The organism is Amycolatopsis sp. (assembly GCF_035276945.1).
In the GTDB taxonomy this organism is placed as follows: Bacteria; Actinomycetota; Actinomycetes; order Mycobacteriales; family Pseudonocardiaceae; genus Amycolatopsis_E.
In genome coordinates, this window is the sequence record NZ_DATELF010000177.1 from 127,370 (window position 1) to 153,853 (window position 26,484).

General features: G+C 67.6%; 15 protein-coding genes. 11 read left to right on the top strand and 4 right to left on the bottom strand.

Annotation, left to right across the window (positions count from 1 at the left end; all coding sequences use genetic code 11):
• Positions 1-99 precede the first annotated feature (99 nt).
• The gene (locus VJT49_RS32895) at positions 100-1,770 is read right to left on the bottom strand and encodes an Hsp70 family protein (RefSeq protein WP_324168875.1); all 1,671 of its coding nucleotides are present in this window, start codon (positions 1,768-1,770) and stop codon (positions 100-102) included.
• A 1-nt stretch (position 1,771) separates the two neighbouring features.
• Positions 1,772-2,245 (bottom strand): hypothetical protein, encoded by a 474-nt coding sequence (locus VJT49_RS32900; protein ID WP_324168876.1) that lies wholly within the window; start codon positions 2,243-2,245, stop codon positions 1,772-1,774.
• A 278-nt stretch (positions 2,246-2,523) separates the two neighbouring features.
• Here VJT49_RS32900 and VJT49_RS32905 point away from each other — a divergent pair, with 278 nt between their 5' ends.
• Complete coding sequence (locus tag VJT49_RS32905; RefSeq protein WP_324168877.1) at positions 2,524-4,608, top strand: Hsp70 family protein; 2,085 nt, start codon at positions 2,524-2,526, stop codon at positions 4,606-4,608.
• A 14-nt stretch (positions 4,609-4,622) separates the two neighbouring features.
• Positions 4,623-7,388, top strand: a complete 2,766-nt coding sequence (locus VJT49_RS32910) for a zinc ribbon domain-containing protein (RefSeq protein ID WP_324168878.1) — start codon at positions 4,623-4,625, stop codon at positions 7,386-7,388.
• A gap of 10 nt (positions 7,389-7,398) precedes the next feature.
• Here the strand turns inward: VJT49_RS32910 and VJT49_RS32915 are convergent, their stop codons facing one another.
• The gene (locus VJT49_RS32915; RefSeq protein ID WP_324168879.1) at positions 7,399-7,929 is read right to left on the bottom strand and encodes a hypothetical protein; all 531 of its coding nucleotides are present in this window, start codon (positions 7,927-7,929) and stop codon (positions 7,399-7,401) included.
• Positions 7,930-7,942: 13 nt separating this feature from the next.
• Positions 7,943-9,211, bottom strand: coding sequence for a hypothetical protein (locus VJT49_RS32920; protein ID WP_324168880.1), 1,269 nt, complete (start codon positions 9,209-9,211; stop codon positions 7,943-7,945).
• Positions 9,212-9,571: 360 nt separating this feature from the next.
• Here VJT49_RS32920 and VJT49_RS32925 point away from each other — a divergent pair, with 360 nt between their 5' ends.
• From VJT49_RS32925 to VJT49_RS32965, 9 genes are all read left to right on the top strand, one after another.
• On the top strand, positions 9,572-10,048 hold the full coding sequence (locus VJT49_RS32925; RefSeq protein WP_324168881.1) for a hypothetical protein: 477 nt from the start codon (positions 9,572-9,574) through the stop codon (positions 10,046-10,048).
• Positions 10,045-12,999: a hypothetical protein gene (locus tag VJT49_RS32930; protein WP_324168882.1), complete on the top strand. Its 2,955-nt coding sequence runs from the start codon at positions 10,045-10,047 to the stop codon at positions 12,997-12,999. The genes VJT49_RS32925 and VJT49_RS32930 overlap by 4 nt, the downstream gene beginning before the upstream one ends.
• On the top strand, positions 12,996-17,993 hold the full coding sequence (locus VJT49_RS32935) for a CHAT domain-containing protein (RefSeq protein ID WP_324168883.1): 4,998 nt from the start codon (positions 12,996-12,998) through the stop codon (positions 17,991-17,993). The genes VJT49_RS32930 and VJT49_RS32935 overlap by 4 nt, the downstream gene beginning before the upstream one ends.
• Positions 17,986-18,441: a hypothetical protein gene (locus tag VJT49_RS32940; RefSeq protein ID WP_324168884.1), complete on the top strand. Its 456-nt coding sequence runs from the start codon at positions 17,986-17,988 to the stop codon at positions 18,439-18,441. Before VJT49_RS32935 ends, VJT49_RS32940 begins: the two co-directional genes overlap by 8 nt.
• Positions 18,442-18,478: 37 nt before the next feature.
• Positions 18,479-18,874 (top strand): nucleotide exchange factor GrpE, encoded by a 396-nt coding sequence (locus VJT49_RS32945; protein WP_324168885.1) that lies wholly within the window; start codon positions 18,479-18,481, stop codon positions 18,872-18,874.
• Positions 18,871-21,000 (top strand): Hsp70 family protein, encoded by a 2,130-nt coding sequence (locus VJT49_RS32950; RefSeq protein WP_324168886.1) that lies wholly within the window; start codon positions 18,871-18,873, stop codon positions 20,998-21,000. Before VJT49_RS32945 ends, VJT49_RS32950 begins: the two co-directional genes overlap by 4 nt.
• A 73-nt stretch (positions 21,001-21,073) precedes the next feature.
• Complete coding sequence (locus tag VJT49_RS32955) at positions 21,074-22,759, top strand: Hsp70 family protein (RefSeq protein ID WP_324168887.1); 1,686 nt, start codon at positions 21,074-21,076, stop codon at positions 22,757-22,759.
• Positions 22,760-22,887: 128 nt separating this feature from the next.
• Positions 22,888-26,064 carry a BTAD domain-containing putative transcriptional regulator gene (locus VJT49_RS32960; RefSeq protein WP_324168888.1) on the top strand — a complete coding sequence of 1,059 codons (3,177 nt, stop codon included), beginning with the start codon at positions 22,888-22,890 and terminating at the stop codon, positions 26,062-26,064.
• A 66-nt stretch (positions 26,065-26,130) separates the two neighbouring features.
• Positions 26,131-26,484: FadR/GntR family transcriptional regulator (locus tag VJT49_RS32965; RefSeq protein ID WP_324168889.1), on the top strand; the 354-nt coding region annotated here is incomplete at its 3' end.

Here is a 26,484-nt window from a genome sequence, read left to right on the forward strand (position 1 = left end):
GCGCCCCTCTGGACCTGACTGAGGTTCGCGTGCGTCGGCGGCACACCGGGCATCGAGGCGCAATCCGCGGTTCACATATCGCCCGCTACGCCGGGGGGACTATCCGCTTACCTTGATCCCCCGCGCGCGGGTCTTGGCCTGCTGCAATTCCTCCTCGGACAGGCCCCGGTCGGTCTCGACCACCGCGACGGTCTCGTCTCCCGCCTCGGCCAGGTCCCGTCCGGTGACCTTGAGCCGGCCGTCCGGCGTCAGTTCGAAGGTGATGTCGATCGGCGAACCGCTCGGCAGCCCCTCGGTCAGCTTCAGCACAGCGAGGCCGATCGGGCGGCCCTGTTCGAGCGGCACGTCCCTGCCGCGCTGGGTGTTTTCCATGACGCGGATGTCCACCCGCGACTGGTTCGGCTCTACCGTGCCGAATGTCCGAGTCTTGTTCGCCGGAACTGTTTCCTGGGCCAGTACCAGGTTGGAGATGTGCTCCCTTTCCTCGCCGTCGCTGTCGTCGAGCACGACGATGCCGAAACTGTGGCTGGCCACGTTGGTCACCTGCATCTGGTCGATCTTCGCCACGACCTCCTTGCGCAGGCCTGCCCGCGTGGCCACGTTCTCGACGGCCTTGTCATACACGTCCGCGGGCACACTGTCCTGGCCAACCGGCGTGCCCTGTGTCCCCATGATGTCGGCGATCTCGATCTTGATCCCACCTTCGATCGAGAGCTTCTGCCCGTAGATCGCCGCGCCCTTGGCGACGGACTGGTCGGGGTCGTGCACCACCGGCGTCACCGTGAAGTCATCGGTGAGCCGCGCGGCGACCTGCGGCATCTTGGTCGAACCGCCGACCAGCAGCAACCGGTCGAACCCGCTCGTGCCAAGTTCCCGTCCGGTGTCCAGCACCGCCCTGGTGAACTCCACCGTGCGCTCGAGCAGGTGCGCGGTGAGTTCGTCGAACTTCTCCCTGGTCAGGGACACCGCGATGCGCTGACCAGCGTGGCTGACCATGACCCTGGCCTCCGACCGCGCGCTCAGCGCCCGTTTCCCGTCTTCCGCGCGCTGCCACAGGTCCTGCAGGGTCTCCTCGGAGTCCCTGGGGTCATCCGTCGAACCGGTCTCCTGCTGCCACGTCTCGGCGAGGTGGCCGACGACCGCCTCGTCCCAGTCGCGTCCACCGAGCCGGTGATCACCGTCGGTCGCGACGACACGCACCGATCCATCCTTGATCTCGATCAACGTCACGTCGAACGTGCCGCCGCCGAGGTCGTAGACCAGCACCGTCTGATCGCCTTCGGCATGCACGCCATAGGAAATCGCCGCCGCGGTCGGCTCGTTGATCACTTCGAGTACGTTCAGCCCGGCGATCTCGCCGGCCTTCGCGGTCGCCTCGCGTTCGGAGATGCCGAAGTAGGCGGGGCAGGTGATCACGACATCCCCCACCTGGGTACCGAGCAATGCCTCGGTGTCCGCGGCGAGTTTGCGGAGAACGTAGGACGAGATTTCCTCGGCCGTGTAGTCCTGCCCCTCGAAGGGAAACCGCCAACCATGGACACCCATCTGCCGCTTGACCATCGCCACGACCCGGTCGGCGTACATGACGGCGGCGTTCTTCGCTTCCTTGCCGACAACGCGGTCCGCGCCTTCGAAGAGCACGACCGACGGCGTTGTCTGATCCCCTTCCGCGTTCGACACGACGGCAGGCCGGCCGGATGCCTCGTCGATATAGGCGATACAGGAGTGCGTGGTACCGAGATCGATACCGAATACCGTGTTTTTTTCCACCTTATTCCCCTCCCGCTGCCGCTTCTTCCACACTCCGCGTGTAGCGATACGCTACGACCCACTCCGGACGGAGCACTTTGCCACTGTCGTATTCGAAGCCGACGCGGACCCTGCGCTGCACGTGCCCGTCGAGCGTCTCATCGCCGGTGGCGACGGCGCGGATGACCCGTTGCCGAGCCCTGTCGACCTTGTCCGAGTCAACAGAGTAACTGGACACGCCGTTTCGTGACAACGTCTCGAGTACCGATTCCTTGAATGATTCGAGTTCGACCGCCGCATTGTCCAGACCCAACGCGTCGGCCAGGTCGTCGTGCATCGCGATGAGATCGGTGAACAGTGGTTGGAGCAGCCGAAGATGTAGGCCGACGCGAAAAACCTGCAGTTCCTCGTGCATGCTCGTGATCTGCCGTTCCTTGACCTCGTCGTAACGGATCTTGGCGGCGAAGTCCGCGCGGAGACCGGCCAGTTCGTCCACGAGTCGCTCGACCAGCGGGACAAGGTCCCGGCTTTCGGCGAGGACTTCGGGGGTTTCGGGGGCTTCTTCTGCTGGGGCACACCCGCTCCCGGTTTGCGACGACTCCCCCGCGTCATCGACTTCAGCGGCATCCGGTTCCGCCGGGCATTGCTCGTCCTCGGTCGGCACACTTACCTCCCCAGTAGCTTGGACGAACCTTGAACGAACCACTGACCTCAACTATTCGTGTCCGGTAGGTTACCGTGGTCCAGGACACAGACGAATCGGGGGAGGTGGCGGTGACCGAGGTGGTGGGGATCGACCTTGGCACGACCTACTCCGTAGTCGCACACCTCGGCCCCGGCGGCAACCCCGAAATCATCCCGGACGAAATTGGCGGTCTGCTCGTGCCGTCGGTGATCAGCTTCGCGAGTGACCCACCGGTGGTCGGCGCACTGGCGAAGTCGGCGCAGGCCGATGGTGAAACCGAAGTAGCGGCCACGTTCAAACGGCACATGGGTGACCGGCGCTTCCTCCTCTCGTTCGCCGGCAACGACTTCGACGCGACCGATCTCTCGGCTCTGGTGTTGGCCAAACTCAAGGCACAGGCCGAGGCGTTCATCGGCGAACCGGTCACGCAAGCGGTGATCACGGTGCCCGCATACTTCACCCACTTGCAGCGCACCGACACGATAGCCGCGGGCCGGCGTGCCGGGCTCGATGTGTTGCGGGTCATCAGCGAACCGACGGCCGCGGCCATCGCCTACGGCCTGCGCGCGGAGCCGCGGGAACGCATCGCACTGGTGTACGACCTCGGTGGCGGCACATTCGACGTTTCTCTCGTGCGGATAGCGGGAGACGAGATGCGAGTGCTCGGCACCGATGGCGACCATCGGCTCGGCGGCCGGGACTGGGACGACCGCATCGTCTCGCACGTGCACCACAGGTTCGCGACGGAATTCGGTGTCGACATCGGCCCGGACGACGCGCTCACCCTGCTGGCACGCGCGGAACAGCTCAAACACACCCTCTCCGCCAGAGGGCGCGGGGACATTCTGCTCGATTTCGCCGGAAAGACCGCGCGCTACCAGGTATCCAGGGAAACATTCGAAGACCTGACCCGAGATCTGCTCGACCGGACCGAACAGCTCACCGGAGGGGTGGTCGCGGACGCCGGACTCGACTGGAACCAGATCGACGGCGTCATCCCGATCGGCGGCTCGACGCGCATGCCGATGGTGCGGGAGCGCATCGCCCGGATGTCCGGCCGCCAGCCGCTGTCCGGGGTGCATCCGGATCAGGCGGTCGCGATCGGCGCCGCGATCGACGCGGCGACCGAAGCGCACAGCGCGCTGGTCCGGCGGATCGGCGCCGGCGACACCACACCGAAACGGTACGGCCTCCGGCTCACCCAGGACGTGGTCGCGCACAGCCTCGGCATGATCGCCGAAAACGCCGACCGATCCCGGTATGTCAACAGCGTTCTGATCAGGAAGAACCTGCCGATCCCCGCACGGGAAAGCAGGCCATACCAGTTCCGTCTGCACGACACCGGGGAGAACCTGCTCGAAATATTCCTGACCCAAGGCGAAACGGACGACCCGAAAGACTGCGCCTATCTCGGCCGCTACGTGGTCACCGGGTTCGGCCCCGGCACCGGGGGCACGGTCGTGGATATCGAATACGCCTACGACCACAGCGGAGTCGTACACGTTTCGGCGACCGATCGAACGACGACCCGGCCACTGCTGGTCACCATCGACGCGGTACCGCCGGATGTGCCAGAGCGGTTCGCCGGCCGGCCGAACAACACCAGCCGGCGCGGCCACATCACGGTGTACCTGGCATTCGACCTGTCCGGCAGCATGGCCGGAAATCCGCTGACCGAGGCGAAACGCGCCGCGCACGCCTTCGTCGGCCAGTGCGATCTGAGCACCACCTCGATCGGATTGATCGGGTTCTCCGACCGGGTGAAGGTCTGGCAGACGGCGACCCAGAACGCGAAGGACATCGGTCGGGCGATCGACAGCCTCGACGCGTGTGCGACCGGATATGGAAACCGAGGGCATCCGTTCGACGAACTCCACGACCGGCTCGTCGACGTGCCAGGCGCCCGGTGTGCGGTCGTGCTCGCCGACGGCAGGTGGGCACGACAGGAACAGGTGATTCCGCGCGCCACTCGATGCCATGCGGCCGGCATCGAGTCCATCTCGATCGGCTTCGGCTCGGCCGACCAGGAATTTCTGCGCCGGATCGCCTCGTCGTCCGGACAGAGCCTGTTCACCGAACTGAACCGGTTGACCGAGTCATTCAGCACCATCGCCCGGGAATTGACCGAGGGGCGCGGCGGTCACCTCAGCGAACTGACGCCGCGGCAAGCGTGAGGTGAGATCGGCGCATGGCCAACGACAACCGTCCGAACTACTTCCTGCTGCTTGGCATCGACCCCGATCGCTCCTGGGACGGGGCCGCGTTCGAAACGCTGCTGGTAGCCAAGCGCGGCGAGTGGTCCAGGGCCGTCCTCAACGGCGTGAAGACCAGTAAGGCGGTGCTGGACGCACAACTGGGGATTGATCGCCACAACGACATCAAGCGGGTCATGGCCGATCGGGTCCTGCGCGAGCGGGAGCGCGCGGACGCGCACGAGCGGCTGACGGACGAGCGCGTGCGGCGGCGCGCCGAACTCGACCGCGACCTGCGAATAATGCTGAGCAAGGGGTTTCTGTGGGACGCCGAGGTCAACGCACTGCGCAGGAACTACCCGGAGCTTGCAGGCGAGCCGGAACTGGCGGACCGGCTCGACCGCCTGCCGACGCGTGCCATCGCGGAACAGCACGCTGTTCCCGACCAACTCGACCCGTCCAAGGCGAAGACGATCCGTAGCCTGCTCGATCTGCTTGGCGAGAAATCGCTCTATACCTTGCTCGCCACGGTCGATGCGGGAGTCAGCGAGCACGCGCCGCTCGAACAGCTCACCCGCGCCGCGAACAAGTTGTACCAGCAAACCCAGCTGGATATGAACAAGGACCCGAGGCTGGGGGCGAAACAGGAGCTCGCGGGTCACGCGATGCAGGTCTTCCGAACGGAACACGAGCGGTCTCGCTACGACAGCACTGTCACCTTGGCGCCGGTGGTCGAGCTGATCGGGAAATACCAGTCGGCACTCGCCGCGATCAAACGGTTCGAGGCCGGGCAGGTTGAACGATTCCTCACCGAAGCGTCGGCGGCCGGCGCGGACACCGATGTCGCTCTCGGCATGATGCTCAAGCATTTCGGGGCACTGAAATGGGCGGTGCAACTCCCGGCGAACGTTACCGAGCAGGCACGACACGACCAGGTGCAGTGCGGAGCGTGCCAGTCGTGGAACGAAACGGAACACCAGTTCTGCGTGGTGTGCGGCACCCGGCTGCGAATCACCTGCCCGTCGTGTAGCCGCACGGTGTCCGGGCACGGTGCGTGTGGCAAGTGCGGCTTCCCCGTCGGCGACTATGACTGGGCCGCTCTTCTCGCGCGGGAGTGTGCGGAGTTGGTGGACCAGCAGGACCTTGGCGGCGCCGAGGAGAAGCTCGTCTCGGCGACACGGGCCTGGCCCTCTGACGGCGAGGACGAATTGGCGGTGCGACTGAAACAGTGCGGGGCGCAGGTGGCACAACTCCGCGAGCAGCGCGCTGCCCAGGACGAGAACACGGCACGACAGTTGCGCATACTGACCGAGCAGCGGAACTACCAGGCGGCTCTCAACAAGGCTACCAACGCGCCCGCGACCGTGCCGGACCGCGAACGCATCATCCGGGAATCGACGGAACACATCCGTCAGGCCGACCGCCTCTGTGACATCGCCAAGCAAGCGGGAACGACGCGGCAGCAAGTGGATTACCACACCCAGGCGCTGAGGTACTGCGCGGACCACAAACCCGCGCAGCTGGCACTCAACGCATTGCCTCCGGAGCCACCGCACGATCTACGGGTCGAATTTACCGGCAATGTCGTCCGCCTGACCTGGGCGCCATCGAACACGGACAACATCCGGTACGTGGTCGTCCGCAAACGTGGCACCCTGCCGCCCGCTTCGGTTGCCGACGGTACCCGGCTCACCACCGTGCGCCGGACCACCTATGACGACAGGGCACCGGAAATGGGGTTACCGCTGCATTACGCGGTATTCGCCCAGCGCGGAACCGGAACCGCGTCGGAAAGCGGCGCGGCGACGACCGAGCCGGTATTCGTGACCGGCCGGATCACCATCACCTCGCAACGCGTCGGCGACGGCGTGGTGGAACTCGAGTGGCAGCTCCCGATCCATGCCACCGGGGCGGTCGTCCAACGCACCGCCGCCGGAAGGACGACGGACATCACGCCACTCGAACCGACCCGGCTACGCGACGAGGGACTCGCCAACGGCATGTCCTGCACCTACACCCTGCGAGCCGGCTATCCGGGCCCAAGCGGTTCCAGCCACCTCTCCGACGGCGTCTCGGTCTCGCTTGTCCCCGGCCGGCCTCCCGGGCAACCCGGGCCCGTCCACGTCCGGACGGTCACCCGGAACCTCGGCCTCTGCTACCGGCTTGTCGACCTGCTGCCCCAGGGCGCGGCGCCGGGCACGGCCAAGGTGCTGTGGACACAGCAACGGCCACCGGTCCGACCGGGCGAGCAGTATCCCGTCACCGACCTGGTCAAACACGGCTCGTTGCTCACCGAGACCGCCGCACAGAGCTTTGCCCTGCCGCGGCCCGGCCTGTACTACTTCGCACAGGTCATGATCGAGCACGGCGTCGGCTATTTCGGCGACATCCGCCGCTACGCGGCACTCGACGAAGTCGGCGAACTCGCCGCGCGGAACCTTGGCGACACCATCCGGCTCACCTGGAAGTGGCCGGATGGATGTACCGCTGCGCTGGTCGCCTACGACCACGACGACTGGCCGCCCGATCCGACGGTCGCGCCGCACCACGCGCTGGTCGAACGGGTCGGCAACGACCGCACCGGCTGCTACGATGTCGCCGGCACCACACCGGCGAGCCAGCAGAAGTTCTACTTCGTCGTCGCGTCGGCGGATATCCGCGACGACGAAATCTTCGTCGCCACCGGATCACGGTGCACCGCCCAGCTCACTCCCGAGAAGCCCGGCCTACGGCACCGGCCACGAAAACGGAGGCCGCGCTGAAACGGGCGAATCAGTGGTCGAACACGAATATCTCGAGGGTGATCTTGCTCAGGTCACCGCCGCCCTGGAAGTAGCTGCGATATGCCGCACCGGCAAATTGGTCGCCGTATGCCCGCAGCACCTGGTCGTTGAACTGACCGGCCACCCTGATGCCGCGCTGGATGTCGGCGCCGGACGCGGAGCCAAAGGTCAACACCACGCCGACCCGCCGCCCGGCGAGTGGCCCGGCTAGCGTTCCGCGCACGTTCTGCAGCATGCCGTCGATGGCGCCACGATCGTTGCGCAGTAGCGCCTCCGTGTCCACATACACATCCACCTTCACCGGGTCGGGCAGCAGTCCGGGTGGCCGCGTGCTCGTCGTGGTCACTGGCGTTGTCGTTGTCGTGGTGGTGGTTACCGCGCTCGGCGGAGGCTGGCTCGTCGGTTCCTTCCGCGCACTGGTCGCGGCCGCCAGGAACACCATCACCACAAGAGCCAGCATGAGATCGGCGAACAGCCACCCCGCGCTGCCGAACAGTAGATCGCTGCTGCGCCCCCGCATGCCGCGCATGGACTCAACGCCGCCTAAACCAACTGCGACGCTGTGCCACGCCGCCAATAGCGGCAACGGCGTCCTGCATTTCCCTGGCCGCACGACCGAGCGCCTCAGTTGTCCCGACCAGGTTCGTATCCACGGCGGCCAGTCGCGCGCTCGACGAGTTCAACTGCACGGTGATCGCTTCCAGGTCGGCGCGCAGCCGGTCACTGAGCAGCGTGCTCACGGTCTCCATGGCACTGGCGGCGGTGCCCATGTTGCGCGCGCTTTCCGTCACCTGCTGAATGAAATGCTGCTGCGACCCGTCGATATTCTGCAGGTGCGTGTCGATCGATCCGGCGATGTCGGTGTAGGACTTGGCGCTCTCGCCGAGCACTTTGGCCGCCACCCCGACATCCGAGGTGACCGCGACGAACGCGGCGGTGTTCTCCTGGTATGTGTCGGAGCTGCGGGCAAACGACTCCACGTTGGCTTGGAACTGCTCAATCAGTGGCGCCAACTGTTCGCTGACCAGCGCCCGGTCCTCGGTGACCGCGGAGTTCAACACCGTCACCGCCTCCTTGACCACCCGCGTAATTATCTGCTCGTTCGCCTGCTGCAGCGATTCCAGGGTCTTTCCGATCTGCTCGGCCAGCAAGCCGATCAGCTTTTCGGTTTCGGTGTGTACCGACGTCAGGTTGTCGTTCGCCTTGTCGACGGCCGCCATGGTGGCCTGGAAAAGCTCGGAGGTCTGCCGTCGCGCCTCCTCGAGCACCTCACGAGCCGCGGTGGCCCATTCCTCCGCGTTGACCGGCGCCTGCGACGCATGACTCTGCATGGCGACCGCGAGCGACCTGACCGCCACGTCGACATGCTCCGCGACCCGGTCGTATTCGCGCACGGCGGCTTGTTCCTTGGCGTGCGCCTGCCGGGTCAGCAAGACGACCCAGCCGATGAGGACCGCGTCCACCACCGCGACCGTGCCATAGACCGGCACCAGCGCCGCGCTGTCCCCGACCAGCACTGCCAGCCCGATCGACAGCCACGTCAGGAAAAGCGGCAGGAGCGCCGCCTGATTGCGATGGGAGTGCAGCCGCCGCACCGGCTGGTTCTGCACGTCGTCCAACTCCGCGAGCACCCGCTCCGGCGCCACCAGCCGCTCGATCACTGGAAACGACAGTGTGCCGACGACCGCATCGACGTCCCGCATCCGCCGCGCGGCGGTGTCGACGCCGGATTTCGTCAGCTCCGTGGAGAGGACGGACAGCTTCTCCGCAGCGGTTGCCGCGGCCTCGCCGCCCAGTTCCAAGACGTGCGGAAAGTCGCTTGGGCCTTCCTCGGTCGAGTCCTCGGTCGAGTCCTCGGTCGAGTCCTCGGTCGTGCTTGTCAACGGTCACCACCGGAATGTAGTAGCGAACGTCGGTTCGCGTACAAGCTGCCACCCCCCGGGAATCCAAGAAGAAACGTTTCCCTGGCGATCGCTTTGCGGTATTGGCAACATACCAGCGGCGCCATGGCTAAGCTTACAGGCCGGCGAAGGCACACCCGTGGTTAGGTTGCAGAATGGCCGCCAGACGCCGGCGGAGCGTTTGGTCGGGCACGAAGCCGCCGCGCGGGAGAGCACGGCCTGAATAGGTGACCACGGATCCGCAGGGAGGGGATCGTCGCGATGGGACATCCGTCACCGCGCGTGGAGTTGTTGTTCGATCATGACGTCAGCGTGGAGCCGGCCACGGATCTCGAGGCTACGTTCCGGCAGCTCGGCTTCGTCACCAGCACGCGCAGGCGACTGCCCCACCGTGGTCCGAACGAGCTCACCTGGCTGATGCTCGCCTCGCTGCCGCTGCAGGCTTTTCTTTCCGGCATTGGCGCCGAAGCGGTCAAGGACTTGTACGCCAAAGCCAAGCGGTTGACTCGATCGTCCAGAAAAACGGCCAAGGACGGCGGCAACCAGGTACCGCTGGTACTGCACGACACGGCGACCGGACTGGAGATCATCCTGGAGCCCGGTTTGCCGGCCGAGGCGATCCGGCAACTGATCGGCCTCGATCTCCGCGCGTACCGGACCGGTCCACTGCACTATGACCAGCACCAGAAGAAGTGGCGGTCCGAACTCGACGAAGCCGGGGCTGAGCCGGATTCATGAGCGAAGCGGTGAGCCACGACGCTGTCTCCGACCTGGTTCGATCGGCCAACGCCGATGGCGAACGGGCCTTGGCCGACCATGACCTGCCGGCCGCCGACCGCGCCTTCACCACCGCCCTCGATCACCTCGGCGATCTGGACGGCGCCGATCAGGCGACCAGCGACCTCGCCGCGGCCGCACACACCGGGCTCGGCCGCGTCTACCTCGCCGTCAACGACATCCGGGCCGCGGACCTGCGGTTCGACCGGGTGCAGCGACTGCGACCGACCAGCCCGGACGGCTTCTACTGGGCCGGGTGCACCGCCGCGCACCAGGCCAACCACCCGCGTGCGGAGTGGCTGCTGAGCGCCGCGCTCGCCCGGGACAGCCAGCACGGCAGGGCATACCTGCAACGCGCCTACGTCCGGCTGCGGCAGCGGCTGGCGGATCTGGCCCTGCCCGATCTGCTCGCCGCGGCCGGCCACCAGGTCACCGACGACAACGCCCGGCTGCTGACCGCCGCGCTGCTGGTGCGGCACGGGGACGCCGAGCGGGCGGCGGCCATCGCGACCGATATTTCCCACAGCGCTGCCGCCGCGGCGATCCTTGGCATGACGCGGTACCGCCAGGGCAGGATCGATGCCGCGGTGGCCGAATTCGAACGCGCCATCGCAGCCGGCTGCCGCGACGACGCCGTGCTGCTGCACCACGGCCTGGCCTGTTTTCAGCGCAACGACCATGCCAGGAGCATTGCCGTCTGGCGGTGGCTTCGCGACTCCCATCCGCACCACGATGCGCTCCACATGCTGGTCGCGACGGCACAGTACGCACGGGCGGTGGAACGGCTTGCCGACGACGACTTCTCCGGCGCGATCGACGACCTGCACGACGCCAACTCCGCACGCGGCGACCTGGCTACCGTTATCGAGGAAACACACTTGCACGGCGCGGGGCCGGCGATCGCGCGGGGCGACTGGCAACTGGCCAGGACCCGGCTGCGCGCCGGCGGTCCGCGCGGCCTGCGCTATCTCGCCGTGCTCGAATTCCGCGACGGGCGGCATGCGGTAGCGGAGCAACTCTGGCAACAGGCACGGCTCATGGCACCAGCTGACCCCGTCGTCCGCTTTGGACTCGCCATCAGCGCGGTACGCAAAGCCCAGCCTGCCGACACCGAGTTGCGCGGTCTGTGCACCGACCCGGAGACACCGGGCCCGATCCGGCGGGCGGCCGGCCGCGTCCTGGCAGCGCTACACATTCGAAGCGGCGACTGGTCCGCCGCCATGGACACGCTCGATGCGTTCGACGACGAGGGCTGGCCGGCGGTGCTCGCCGAAGGCAGGTATCGAACCAGCCGATACGACGCGCTTGACGCGTTGCCGGACAACCCATGGCAGGCCCTCGTGAACACCGGGCAGGCGGAAGGACCTGGCGCCCCTGACAGCCGAGCCGGCCGGGAAGGCATGCTCCTACGCCGCGCCGATGGCATCGCCGCCGCGCGCCGTGGTGACTGGCCGGCGGCGGCCGCCGCGCTGCCTGATCAGGTCGACGGTCTGGCCGGTGATCTGGTGCTGCTCAGGGCGGTGGCCTGCGGGCTGAGCAGCAGGCGAGCCGACGCGACGGCTTACTTGGCACGTGCCGCCGCGCGGGCACCGGCCGACCACCGGATCAGCCATGCTCAGGCGGTGCTGCACCTGCACACGCTCAGCGCGGCGGAGGGTCGGTCACCGGACCTTCTCAGCTGGCGCGGCTGTATCGGCGCCTGGGTGTCGGTGCTGTACGACGAGGCTTTCTGGCTGCGGTGGCGAAAGCAAGCACAGCGGCGGTACGGCTGCCCGGTATCCGAAGACACCATCCGCGCCGCGCGGACGGCACTGGACGAGTTCATCGAACAGCGGCTCCCATCCGATGACCTCGCGCTGCTGCTGCGCCGGGAACGCGCCGCAGCGGCACTGCTCGCGCGACTCGGCGGGCTCCCCGACGCCGACCCGGCCGGCCCGCCACTGGTCTGCGGGCCACTGCGCATCGCGGAACTCGGCCTGCATCAACGGCTCAGCGAGTTTCTCCGCAGCCTGCCCGCGACCGATGACGACACAGTGCACCTGTTCCGGCAGTTCTCCGAAATCGGCCTGGCCGTGGCGCGACTCGCCGCCGGCCGGCCGAGGGCGGCCGCGACGGCCGCGTTGGACCTGCGCTGCGCATCCTGCGCACGGACCGGCGGCCGAACCCATCCGGCGATGATCTCGGAACCACTCCTGTGCGAACCCGAGTGCCCGGAATTCGACAGGCGCAATCCCGCGTTCTGCACCTTCACCGACAAACATGACGAACTCGCCAAGGCGAGCGCGGCGCTGGCGGCGCAGACCTTGCTCGGCATCGCGCGCGACGATATCACGAAGGCCACAATGGACCTCGCCGACGCCAGAACATGCTGGCGTGGGGCCCTCACCCTGGCCAAGCGGTTCAACCAGCGCAACGCCGTCCTCCGCGAGATAGCCGACGACGCGCTCGGCCGGGCGCGCGTACTGTCCAAACGCGACGACCTGACTGGTGCGATCGCCGTGCTCGACGCGGTGCTGACCGCTGTCCCGACCAAGGACACGACGGAACACGACCGGGTGGCCACCGAACTCAGCTTGCTGCTCAACGGCAGGGGCGTCGGCATGTTCAACGAAGACACCGCGAAGGCCGGACAGGCACACGCCGATCTGCTCAGGGCGGTGTCGTTGCGCCCGGATCGGCCTCGCCCGCGGTTCAACCTCGGCGTGCTGCTCCGGGAAATGTCCCACCACGCCTTCCGCAACCTCCACCTCGCGGAAAGTATTCGTTTGATGAGTGAATGCGTCAACCAGCTGGAAACCGGTGTCAGGATGCATGACACCGAAAATTTCCGCCAAGAACTCCGGCAGGCAAGGGAGGAACTGGAGCGCCTGCTCGACGATTATGACGACCAGCCACCGGATACGGAGTCGTGACGACCGTGCGGGATTTCGAGGAACTGCGTATCCGCGTTCGCCAGATCGGCGCGGAACGGTACCTCATACTGGCCAACGGTGTGACGCAGTGCGTCCGCGCGGCCAGGATCGGCGCCGACGCGACCGCGCTCCGGGATGAGTTCAACCGGCTCATGGAAATCGAGACCGGCAACGCACCGACCGGCTCCACGGATACCTCGGCCGGTCTGCGCCGGCTCGGCCGGTCGGTGTACGACCTGCTGTTCGACGACGAGCTCACCGCGTGTGTCCGGCGGGCGCGGGAAGAAGCCGACCGGCAAGGTCGCGGACTGCGGCTGCGCTTCGATCTGCCGGCCGCCCTGCACACACTGCCGGTGGAGGCGTTGTGCTCGCCGTCGGAGCATCCGGAACAAACATTCGCACTCGACGGCAACCTGTCGATCGCCAGGTCGCTGTCCGGTGGCCTCTCCGATCGCCGCCTGCCCACCGGCGACGACCCACCGGAGGTCCTGCGCCTGCTCGTCGCCATCGCCACCCCCACCGACCAGCACCTGCCGCGCATCGACGCCGAGGCAGAACTGGCAGAGCTACGCGAGCTGCCCGATTTCGTCGTGCACATCGACATCCTCCGCAACGCCGGGCGCGGGAACATCAAGAAGTGGTTGAGTGCCCATGCCGACCGGCCGGCCGCGGTGCTGCTGATCGCGCACGGCAGCTACACGAAGGACAGCGGCGATGGCGTCATCCTCCTGGAAGCAAAGGACGGCACCGCCGATCCGGTACCGGGACATCTGCTCAGCGGGATGCTCGTGGGCGCGCAGCGCCTGCGCCTTGTCGTACTGAACCTGTGTTTCAGCGCGTGGAACTCCGCACGAGAACCGTTCGCCGGGCTCGCCCAGGCAATGGTCGGCCGGGGCATTCCGGCCGTTGTCGCCATGCCCGGGTTGGTGACCGACCGCGTGGCCGGCGTCTTCGGACCGAAGCTGCTCGCCGGTATCTGCGCGAACAGCCCGGTGGACGAGGCGATGACATCGGCCCGGCACCACATCGCCAACATGGCGGGGCACACGGCGATCGAATGGGCGACCCCCATGCTGTTCCTGCACGAGGCATGCGGCCACGGCTGGCTGTTCAAGGCTCGGGAAGTGCGTGAGGACGACGAGTGGACCGACCCCTTGTGGGCCGGCGAAGAGGCGCACGACCAGCTGAGGGCCGTCGGCAACATCAAGCCGGCCACCGCCTTCGCCGCCGCGCGATTCCTCCGGCTCCGCCGCGACTGGCGCCAGGTGGAGTCCATCGCGAAGGCCCTACCCGCCGCCGGACGGACACAGTTGATCACGGAAGCCCGGTTGGAGCTGGCCTGGAAGTCCGTCGAAGACGTCTGCACCGGGCTGGCCGATGCCGACCATGTCCTGGCTCGAGAACACCTCGACGAAGTTCGCGATCAGCTGCCCGCCACCGTCCTCCGCCTGCTGACCACTGAGATCACCGCGGCACGGGCGGTCAACGGCCAGCTCGGCCAGGCACGGAAGGCAGCGGCGGCGGACGACTGGCGGACCGCGGTGGACCGCTACGAGCGAATCGAACGTGACCAGCCGCCTGGAGCCCGCGACGTCACGGCGGACCTGGCCAACGCACGCCAGGAAGTCGCACTGGCCGAGCACTACACCTGCCTGCACACATACCAGAAGGCGGGCAGGTGGGAGGCCGCGCTTGCCGAAGGCTCCGCGATACTCGCGGCCCGCGAGCGCTACCGGGACACCGCCACCTGGGTCGGCTACCTCACCGCCAGGGTGGCAGAAGCGGAGGCCCGCTGGGCGGACGCCACCAGCGGATATGCAGCGTGCCACGGCTTCGCCGACGCACCGGCCCGCCTGGCGTACGCGCACGGCCACGTCGCCGCCGGCCTCGGCGACTGGCCGGGGGCGGAAAACCACTTCCGTGCCGCGACGGAACTCGGAGTCGGCGAAGACTACTTGGTCGGCTACGCGGCCGGCCGGGCCGCCGAGGACGCCGACGCCTGGAATGCGGCGCTGCTGCGCTACGCCGACCTGCCGGACACGGTGCTCGACGTCGGCGCGCGCAGGCGCTATGCGGACGGCATGCTCGCGGACGTTCGGGGCGACTGGCACGGCGTGATCGCCGGTTTCGGAGAACTGCCGGACGGTTTCGCGGGCGGTGAAGTCGGTCGGCGGCGGCAGTTCGCCAGGGCGAAGCTGGCCGAGGAACGTGCGGATTGGCGTGCCGTACTCAACCTGCTCGGCGCTACGCACGATTCATACCGCGGTGGGTCGGTCGGCGTACTCTGCTGGAAGGCACGAGGCCGGCTGGCCGAAGCCGACGACTGGGCACGGGCGGCGGAATGCTATGCCTCGGTAACCGGTGCCGAAGAACTCGACCTGGCACAACGGTACGCGGCCGGCCGCCAGTGCGAGTGCGAAGATGACTGGTCCACCGCGCTCGAGAAGTACGTCACGCTGCCACGCGACCACCGTGATGTCCAGCAGCGGATCCACTACGCCACGGCACGCGTCGCGGAACTGGCGCTGGACTGGGCGCGCGCGGCCGACCTTTATGCCGCGCTGCCAAACGATTTCGCGGATGTGCCGACGCGATTGCGCTATGCCAGACTGCGCGCGGCGGTCGCGGAGCAGCGGTGGGCGGTAGCCGGGGATGCGGCCGACGCGCTCGGCGACTATCTGGACACCGCGACCATGGCCGCCTACGTGCACGGCCGCTTGGCGGAAGAGCGCGCGGACTGGGCAGGAGCGCATGCCGCGTACGAGTCCTGCGGCGAATACGCCGACGCGGCAAGCCGCGCCGTCTACACGAGGGGTCGGCGACTGGACGCGGCCGGCCATTGGTCGATGGCCAAAACCGCCTACGATCAGGCGGCCGCGATCGATCAGGACGCCCAGCGCCGCCGAAAGCGGCTCGACTTCCTGCTTGCCGAGCTGCCGTTCGCGGAGGGTATCGCCGAGGCAACGCTGGTCGCGGACGCGGTGGCACTGCGCGAACCCACTTTTCCCTATCTCGCGCTGAGCCCGGCCGGGGTCACCCCGGCCTCGCCGACCGAAGTGGTCACCGACGCCGCGTTCACACTGATGGAGCGGGGCGCCATCAGCTGGCAGGAACGGGTGGCCTGGGACCAGTTGCGCACACCGGCGAAGCGGTTACTGGTGGACGCGCGGATGTACCGGCTGCGCGAGCCGGAGGCGCTCGGTCAGGCGCTGGCCGTGCTGGCCCCGGGGATCGAACAGTCCGCCCTGGCCTGGCTGTGTGCGCGGCTGCCCGCCGATGCCCCACTGCTGATCCTGCTCGCCGGGGACCGGGTGAAGGCGACGGCGCTGTGGCGGCAACGGCTTGCCGACCGCCCGGATGACCAGGACGACGTGCATTGCCTTGGTGTGACGTCGTTCTGGCATGCCCAGGACCTCGAGGAAACCGGCGCGTGGGAGCAGACCGCGCAGGTGTGGCGAACCGCGTTGGCCTGCCTGGCGACGCTGCTCGCCAATGACGAGTTCTGGACTGGCTGGCGGCAGGGCCGGGCGACGTGCTATGGCCATGCCGTCACCCCGGCCGACACCAGGCTGTTGCGTGTCGAGCTCGGCCGGTACCTGATCGGCGTGCTGACTGATCATGCGGAACGCCATGCCAACGCGGGGCGAGGGCGAGAAGCGGACCGGTATCGGGAGCTGGTGTTCTCGTTCGAAGCGGAACTCGACGCGGCACAGTGCCTGAAGGAGGCCGGCGGGCTGCCGCTGCGCGGCGGCGAAGGCCGGATCAGCTGCGGTCCCGAATATCTCAGGCTGGTCGGCCTTGCCAGGGAGTTCGGCGAGTTCATCGCCGAGAAACACCAGCCGTTGGCCGACACCGACACCGGGCAGGGATTGCTGGGCCGGCTGCGCTGCGCTTTCTCCGCCCTGTCGACGGCATCGTCGTTGCTTGACCACCACCGATTCGAATCGGCCCTGCGCGCGTTACCGGAATACCACCGAATGCGACGATCCGAGCTACCCCACGACTGCGCGGGACCAGCACGGCACGGCGTCGTCGACGGCTGCGAGCGCTGCCGGGAATTCCTGGAAAACGACCCGGCATACACGTATTTGACGGACCGCCGGTTCCGGTTGTTGCGAGACGCGGTCGGGCTTGCGGTGCGCGCTCGTTTGTCGATCGCCCGCGAACTGCTGACCGGCCGTCAACTCGGCCCGGCCATGGCCGAACTGACCAGCGCGATCGACGTCGCGACCAACGCGCTGATCGGGGCCCGCGCCAGGGATGCGGCGTTCCGGATGATCGTCGGCAGGGTGGACGCGCTCGCCGAGTCGGACGAAGGGAACATCAGCGGCCTCGATGAGGCGATCGAGCTGGTGGAAAAGGCTGTTCCGATGTTCGGCGGCCCGATCAGGCAGGCACTCACCGCGAAACTGGCGAACCTGTTGGTCGACCGCGGCGTGTGGTACGGCTCCGCCTGCTACGACTTCGGCCTGCCAACCGATCTCGCACGCGCGGTCAGCGAACTACGCCGGGCTTTCATGCTCGAACCCGAGTCCACGTGGGTGCGGTACAACCTCGCCCAGGGGTTGATTCATTATTCCGGCGAAATGCCCGCCTACGCCGACCGGCTCGCCCTGCTGATCGAGGCCCTGCACGGCATCAACGGCGGGCTTGAGCAGGCCGGAATGGCCGGCCGGCTGGAAAAGGCGCTGGACAAGGCGCTCGAATCGGTGGAGGGCGTGCTGCTCGCCAACCTGTCCGTAGCCGACCTGCACATCCTCATCCAGTCGTTCGCCGTGGGCCTGCCCTCGGGCCTGACCGGGGCGGCGAAGGCCCGAGCGCTCGCCGAAGAAGCCGAACGGAGGCGGGCGGACGGCGACCTGGCCGGATGCGCGCACCACCTGGTCAGGGCCGTGTGTGCCGACCCACGGGACGAGCGGTACCGCATCGACCTGCTGGCCACGCTGGAGGACTTGCTGACCGAACTACGTGAAGGAGGACCAGCACGTGATTGAGGACCCACTCACCACATGGCCGGGCCAGTTCCCCTACCGGGTGCTCGCCGGCGTCGGCATCACGCCGCAATCCACGCAGGCCGAGGTCAACGACGTCGCGTTCACGCTGATGGCCGAGGGCATGATGAATCCCACCACCCAGCAGGCATGGCACCAGCTGCGTGACGTGACCAGGCGCCTGCTCGTGGACCTACTGCTGTACGACATCGACCAGGAAGCCGACATCGGCCGGATGGCGGACCACGTCACTCAGGAGCTGGCGAACCCCGGCGAGCCGCCCGAGGTAACCGAGGTGCTCACCACGATCCCGGTCGAAGTCATGGCCTGCCTCGCCGACGAACTCACCGACCTGCACATCAGGCGTCCGGAACCGCCAAAGGCACCGGCCGATCTGTGTGCGTTCCCGACCCCGTCGTTCACCGACAGCCTCATCCAGTTCGATCGCTGATTCCCACTGATCCCCGCTGATCCCGAGGAAAATGTCGATGGAAACACCCGCGGCCGGCCCCGAACGGCTCCTGCTCCATGAACTGATCCGGCTCGATCTGGATACCGAAGCACTGGTCGAGGGGATCACCGACCTTCTCGACACGCTGGGCCGACCGCTTGACGACGGCGTCGACACCGCCGACCACACCGTCCTGCGCAAGACCGCGGCCCAACTGGAAACCGTGCTGTCCGCGCACAGCGCCGTCGAGCTGATCGGCAGGCGTGGCGAGCTCGCCGCGCCGGAAACGCACCACGTAGTCGAAACGAACGAAACGACGGACATGCCGGCCAACACGGTGGTGAAGGTCATCGAACGTGGCATTCGCTACCGTGGGAATCTGCTCCGCCCGGCATCGGTCATCATCTCATCGGGAAAGGGGACCCAGTCGTGACCGCCATCGGCATCGACCTCGGCACCACGAATTCGGTGGTGGCGACATACGACCCGGAGCGCGCACGCGCGCGGGTGGTGACCATCGACGGCGCCCGGTCGACACCATCCGTGGTGAGCATCAAGCAGCAGGACGGCGCGGAAGAACTCCAAGTCGGCCAGAACGCGGTGAACTGGGCGAATGTCGACCCGGAGAACACGATCCTTTCGGTGAAGCGACTGATGGGCCGAGATTTCGCCGACCCGGCGGTCGAGGAGGCGCGGTCCAGGCGCAGCTACCGGATCGTGCCAGGCCCCAACGACGATCCGCGTGCGCACGTCGTCATCCGCGGTGCGGTCTACAGCCCGGCCGAGGTGTCCACGTTCATTCTTGAACGGTTGAAGAAGGGCGCGTCGGAGACGCTCAACACGGACGTCACCCACGCGGTGATCACCGTGCCCGCCTATTTCGAGGAGGCACAGCGCGCGGCCACCCGGGAGGCCGGTGAGCAGGCGGGGCTGGTGGTCAAGCGGATCATCGACGAGCCGACCGCGGCCGCCATAGCGTTCGGCCTCGAGCTCGGTGATCGGGACCGGCGGCGGGTACTCGTCTATGACCTCGGCGGCGGCACGTTCGATATCTCCGTCCTCAACGTCACCAGGGACAAACGGGGTCACTTGCACTTCCAGGTCATGGTGTTCAACGGCGACAACTGGCTCGGCGGTGACGATTTCGACGCCCTCATCGTCGACCGGATCGTCGACTGGGTGAAGCGCCGCGCCGACGTCGATCCGTCCGGCGACGCCGAGTTCATGTTTCGCGCCAAAAAGGCCGCGGAAGAGGCCAAGCGGTTCCTCAGCGCCAACAACTCGGCAGATATAGTCATACCGTACGCATACAAGGTGGCGGGCGACCTCATCGATGTCACGATGACCTTGACCAGGAACGAGTTCAACGAACTCATCGAGCCGCTCGTCGAGAAGACCATCAGCCTGGTGAAGGCCGTCCTCGATGACCAGACAGTGACCACAACCGACATCTCCGACGTGCTGCTCGTCGGCGGCGCGACGCTGACGCCAAAGGTGTACGAGACCGTCGAGGAGCTTTTTGGCAAGGGAAAGGTTCGCCGGCACATCGACCCGATGGAGTGCGTCGCGATCGGCGCCGGGGTTCTGGCGAACACACTGCACGGGGTGGAATGCCAGAACTGTAAGAAGGTGAACGACGAGTCGGCGGACAAGTGCGCCGAGTGCCGGCAATCCTTGATCAATGCCAGGTCCGCGGGCGACACGAACGTCCACGATGTCACCGGCATGGCACTCGGCGTCAACGCGGTGAAAGGATCGCACTCCGACGCCTTCGTGCCGATCATTCCCCGAGGCACGCCCTACCCGATGAGCGAACCGATGCGGCACGGGGGCTTCGGGGTGACCGACGGCCGGCTCATCCGGGTACCGGTCTACGAGGGCGACCATCCGCTCGCCAGCCAGAACCGGGAACAGGGGGTGATCGAGTACGAACTGCCGGAGGAGATCGACGTTCATTCCCGGGTGGACGTGGCCTTCATGTTCGACCGTAACCGCGAACTGCATGTCACGATCACGGTCCCGGGCACCGGTCTTGAGTACCGTAAGAAGCTGCGTATCGACGCCCCACGCACGAAAACAAGTCCGGACACTTCGCCTGCCGAGAACGAGGACACGACCTACCGCACTGACCTGACCCTCGCCCAACAGGCGATCGCGAATTTCCTGCGGAACTATGGGGAATATCTTGACCCCCCGCAGGCGATGAAGATCCGCGGCGACTTCGACCGCGCCGCGCAGGTGCTGATTTTCGCCGAACCGGAGGAGTGCCGGCGGATGCTCGCGATACTGGAGTCGGACCTCTTCAATTCCGGACTCGCGTCCGCGTTGTATCTCGCCGAACGCGCCGCCGATCGGGCGACGAGTATGGCCGACGCACAGCAGATCAACCAGACGGTCCGGAGCGTCCGGGATGCCTTCCGCGACGGCAAGCGGGGCGTGGTGCACGAGCAGGCACGGGTGCTCAAGGTGCTGGTGGCCAACAGCCTGAACCGGCAGGAGGTCGTCGAGATCCACGACGCGGAGGATTACGCCGGGCTGCTCAAGCTGCTCGAGTCCTAGGTCACCTCAGGCGGAAGTCGATGTTTCCGCCCGAGGTGACCGCGCGCTGGTAAAACACAGTCAGGAGCGGGGTGTGGCAGTCATCCACGTCGGGATCGACCTGGGCAGCACCAGTTTACGGGCCGCGTATTCGGCGTATGGCGATGCGGCGACAATCGTCACCCTAGCGGGCGCCGACTGGCCTTGGTTGCTCTGTGAGCGAGCTGCCGGGGGCGCCATTCCGGTGTCCTTTCCCAGTCTGAAGAGCAGGCTTGGTATCGCCGCCCGTGTCGAGTCAAGGGGGGCAAGCGTCGTCCCGGCGGACGTGGTGGCCAGGGCGCTGAACGTGGTGCGCACCGAGATCCTCCGTGAACCTGGCACGAGCATCGGCCATACCGTGATCAGCGTGCCCGCTCAGTTCTTCACCACTCAGCGAAGCGCGTTGCTGGCCGTCGCCGCTGACGCCGGCTTTGCCGACGTCAGCCTGATAACCGACTCCGTCGCCGCGGTCATCCAGCAAACCGCCGGCGTGCACACCGGCACCTATCTCGTGTACGGCATGGGCTACGGCGGTTGCGAACTCGGCTTGGTCCGGGCCGTGCGCGGCACCTACCGCGTGCTCGGGTACGAGGGGGCCGCCACAGGTGGTGCCACCCTCGACGCACTCGTCCTGGGCAGTTGGCTGACCGCGCTCAGGCGGCACGGCGTCGTACCCGACGAGACGTACCACACCGGTGCCGGCTGGCCGCAACTACAGCGGCTCGCGGAGCAGGTCAAGTTGCGGCTCGCCGCCGGAGAGTCGGTGTTGTTCCCCCGTGCCGTGCCGGCTCCTGGGGGCGAACTGCATGTTCAGTTCGACCAATCCTCGTTCCACCGGCAGGCTCAAGCCACGGTCACCGGCACGCTCGACCGGATAACCACGTTGCTCGCTCGGGCGGAGCTGGGCATGGACGCGGTCGATCTCGTGACGCTCGTCGGCGGCAGCACAGGCATGCCGGCGCTCCGTGAAGTCGTCGGCGGGCTCGGCCGGCCGGCGGCCGGCACCGACGACGACCACATCGCACGCGGCGCACTGCGGCACGCGCACCAGCTTGGCCGCCGCCCGACTCCGGCGTACGACGAGCCGTTGCCGGCAACCGAGCCCCGGAAGACCGACCAGGTGCCCCAAGTCTCCCCGCTGGCCGCGACCGTGCTGACCGCCCCTGGACATCTCGCGGACGTCGAACGGACTCGAAGGTCCATTTTCGACAGTGCGCGACAGCTGATCAGCGCCGGTAGGCTGGACGCCGCGAGAGACGAACTGCGCGAACTGATCGCCGAGGCCCAGGGCATGCTGGACGAACTTGACGCTGCCGCGCAGGAACCGGGCGGCGCGGCAAGTGCGACCGAACTGATCGCCACCGCACGAAAATGCTTCCAGGATGGAGACCACCGAAACGCGATCGCCGTCGCGCACATGGCATGGCGGAAGGACCCGCACGACGTCGACCTGTTCGAGGAAATGCTCGATCTGCACTGTGCCGCCGCCATGGCCAACCCGGCCATGACGAGTTTCGAGACGGACGAACACTGGTTGCGATGCGCCTTGCACCACGACCCCACCAATGCGCGTATCCGCAACCTGCTGGCCGAACGGAACTACCTTCAGGGCAGGGACCTGCTCCGCTCCGGCAACAGAACCGAGGCGAGGCGCGTCCTGCGGGCGACGCTCAACTGGGCTCCGGATCACCCGGCGGCAACCGGCCTGCTCGCCGAATTGGACCAACGCCGAGTGCCGTGATCCACTCGGTAGCCCAGGGCTGAGTACCCGCGGTGGTTGGTGTGCTCCTGCTTCCACTCTCTGATCACCACTTGGCCTGCGACGACGCTCCCCGAGACCTGCCGATCGCCCATGGCAGAATCAGCCAGGTGCAGATCGGGATGCTTGGACCATTCGAGGTTCGCACGGACGGCGGCATCTTCGCCGACGTACCGGGTGCCCGGTTGCGCGGGCTGTTGATCGCCCTCGCGCTCGAACCGGGTCACGTAGTCCCGAAGGCAAGGCTCGTCGACTGGATTTGGGGGGAGCGCCCGCCCTCCGACGCGGCGAACGCCTTGCAGCGCTTGGTTTCCCGGCTGCGGAAGGCGCTTGGGGACGGGTTGGTCGAGGGGCGGACGAACGGCTACCGGCTGACGGTGGAACCCGACGCTGTCGACGCCGTTCGGTTCGAACGCCTCGTCGGCCAGGCCAGCGATGACGAGGATCCACGGCGGGTACGGCGGCTGCGCGAGGCACTCGCGCTGTGGCGCGGTGCGGCCATGCAGGACGTCGGTTTGCCGGACAGCGCGGCGTTTGACGCGGCGGTCACCGGGCTCGAGGGGCTACGCCTGACCGCCATGGAGGACCGGTTCGATGCGGAGATCAGCCTCGGCCACGGTGCGGAGCTGGTCACGGAACTGACCGACTTGGTGGCCGCGCACCCGGTGCGAGAACGGCTTGTCGCCGCGCTGATGCGTGCCCTCGTCGCGACCGGTCGCGACACCGAGGCGCTGCTCGTGTACCAGCGCACGAGAGAAGCCCTGGCCGACGCGCTGGGCGTCGACCCCTCACCGGAGCTGACCGCATTGCACGTCGCGCTGCTGCGGGGCGAGTTGGGACGGCGGGAGGAAAACCGGAAGACCAACCTGCGTGCCGAGCTGACCAGCTTCGTCGGCAAGGACGCCGATGTCGCCGCGGTCGGCGAACTCATCGCCGAACATCGGCTCGCCACCCTGATCGGGCCGGGCGGCTCGGGGAAGACCAGGCTGGCCACGGAAACCGCGCGCACACTGCTCGGCGACCTGCCGGACGGGGCCTGGCTGGTGGAGCTCGCCTCCATCGGCGCGGACGGTGACAAGGGGGGCGGGCCCGAAGGGCAGGGGGGCGGGAAGAACGTCGCGCAGGCGACACTCGCCGGGCTCGGCCTCCGGGACGCTCTGCTCGGCGAGGCACCGAACGTGGAGCCGACGGACCGGCTCATCGCCGCGATCCGCGAGCGTGAGGCGCTGCTGATCCTGGACAACTGTGAGCACGTGATCGAGTCGGCGGCGGCGTTCGCCCATCGAGCGCTCGGGGAGTGCCCGCGGCTGCGGATCCTGGCGACGAGCAGGGAACCGCTCGGCATCACCGGTGAGGCGCTGTGGCCGGTCGAGCCACTGGCCTTGCCGGAGGGGGACGCCGGCCCCGGCGAGATCGAGTGCTCTCCAGCCGTCCAGTTGCTGCGAGACCGGGCGAGCGCGGTGCGCAAGGATCTCGCGGTCGACGCCCACACGTTGTCGACGATGGTGCGCGTCTGCCGGGCACTGGACGGGATGCCGCTGGCGATCGAACTGGCCGCGGCCAGGTTGCGCACCATGTCCCTCGATCAGCTCGCCCACCGGCTCGACGACCGGTTCCGCCTGCTGACCAGCGGTAGCCGTACCGCGCTGCCGCGGCACAGAACGCTGCGCGCGGTGGTCGACTGGAGCTGGGAGCTGCTGACCGACGCCGAACGGATGGTCCTGCGCAGGCTCTCGGTGTTCTCGGGCGGAACGAGCCTGGAAGCGGCCGAGCGGGTCTGCGTCGGCGACGCGGTCAATGCGGGGCAGGTGCTCGAGTTGCTGACCGCGCTGACCGAGAAATCACTGCTGCTCGCCGAGGGCGACAGCGCACCGCGCTACCGGATGCTCGGCACGATCAAGGAATACGCCGCCCACCGGCTCGCGGAGGCAGGGGAATCGGACCTGGCGCGCCATGCGCATCTTGCCTACTTCACCGAACTCGCCGAAACCGCGGAGCCGCGTCTTCGCCGCGCCGAGCAATTGGAATGGCTCGCCACGCTCGGTGTCGAGCACGACAACATCGGCGCCGCGATGCGTGGTGCGCTTGCGGCCGGCGAGGCGCACGCGGCGATGCGGCTCGCGGCGGCCGCCGGCTGGTACTGGTGGCTCAGCGGGCACAAGTCCGAAGGCATGGAGCTGATCACCGCGGCCACGGAAACTCCGGGCGAGGTGACCGATGACATCCGGGCCGTCGTGTACGCCCTCGTCTCGATGTTCGTGAACTCCGGGCCGGGCGACGAACACGCGGCGGCGGAGTGGATCCACCAGGCATACCGGTTCAGCCGGCGCGGTCAGCACCATCACCCAGCGCTGGAGTTGGTCGTCCCGCTGGAACGCATGTTGCAGGCGCCGGATGCGTTCCTGCCCGCGTGGGAACCATTGCTGGACAACGATGACCCCTGGGTAGGCGCACTGGCCCGGCTGCACCTCGGCAAGATGCGGATCATGCTCGGCCAGGGCGGGCGGGATGCGGACGCCTACCTCGAGATGTCGCTCGCCGAATTCCGGGCACTCGGCGAGCGGTTCGGGATTTCGTTCGCCCTGACCGAGCTCGCGGACCGAATCGCCATGCGCGGCGAGTTCGCCGGTGCGTGCGAGCACTACGAACAGGCGATCGCGGTCGTCACCGCGGTCGGTGCCATCGAGGATGTCGTGCGGATGCGGGCGCGGCAGGCCCAGTTGCACTGGCTGTTGGGCGATGCGGAGTCGAGCGCGGCTGCCATGGCCGAGGCGCGGCGCTGCGCGGAACAAGTCGCCTGGCCGAATGCGCTGGCCGAGCTGGCCCTGTCGAAGGCAGAGCTCGCGCGCTGGAGCGGCGACGCCGAGCAGGCACACCGGCAACTCGGCGTCGCGACAGCGATGCTGGGCGATGACGCCGAGCGGGCAAACGTCCGCGCGGTGCTACAAGACCTGCTCGGCTACCTTGCCGAGGATCTCGCCGAGGCCCGCGAACACCGCGTCGCGGCCTTCCGGGCGGCGTCCGAGGCGGGGCATGCGCCCCTGATCGCCCAGGTGCTCGTCGGGATCGCGGATCTGGCGCTGCGTGACGAACAGTACGAGCAGGCCGCGCGGCTGCTCGCGGCGAGCACCGGCGTGCGCGGCCTGCCGGATCGTTCCCAACCGGACGTGGCCCGGATCGAACAGGTCGTGCGGCGTCGCCTCGGTGACCCGCGGTTCACCGAGGCGACGCAGGAGGGGGCGCAGGCGAGCTGGCGCGAGTTGGTCGCGGTCACGCTCGCCTGCTGAACTTCGAGGTTGCCGAGGTGCTGGTGCAGTGCATAGGCTCACTCCTCAGACGTCTGAGGAGTTTGAATGGGATTGTCGCCGCTTCGGCGGGAGTCGCTGGTGGAACTCACCACCAGCCAGCTTCACGACCAGATCACCAGCGGCACCTGGCCGGTGGGTAGCCGGATCCCGGCGGAAACCGAACTGGCCGAGATGCTGGGGGTCGGAAGGTCCACCGTGCGCGAGGCGATACGCGCGTTGGTACACATCGGCCTGCTCGAAGCCCGGCAGGGCACGGGCACATTCGTGCGCACGCTGTCCACCGAGGGGTGGGAATCGCTGGTGCGCAAGGCGGCGGTGCTGGAGGTCTACGAGGTTCGAGGAGGCCTGGAATTCCAGGCGGCCCGCCTCGCTGCCGCCCGGCGTACCGACAAGGACTTC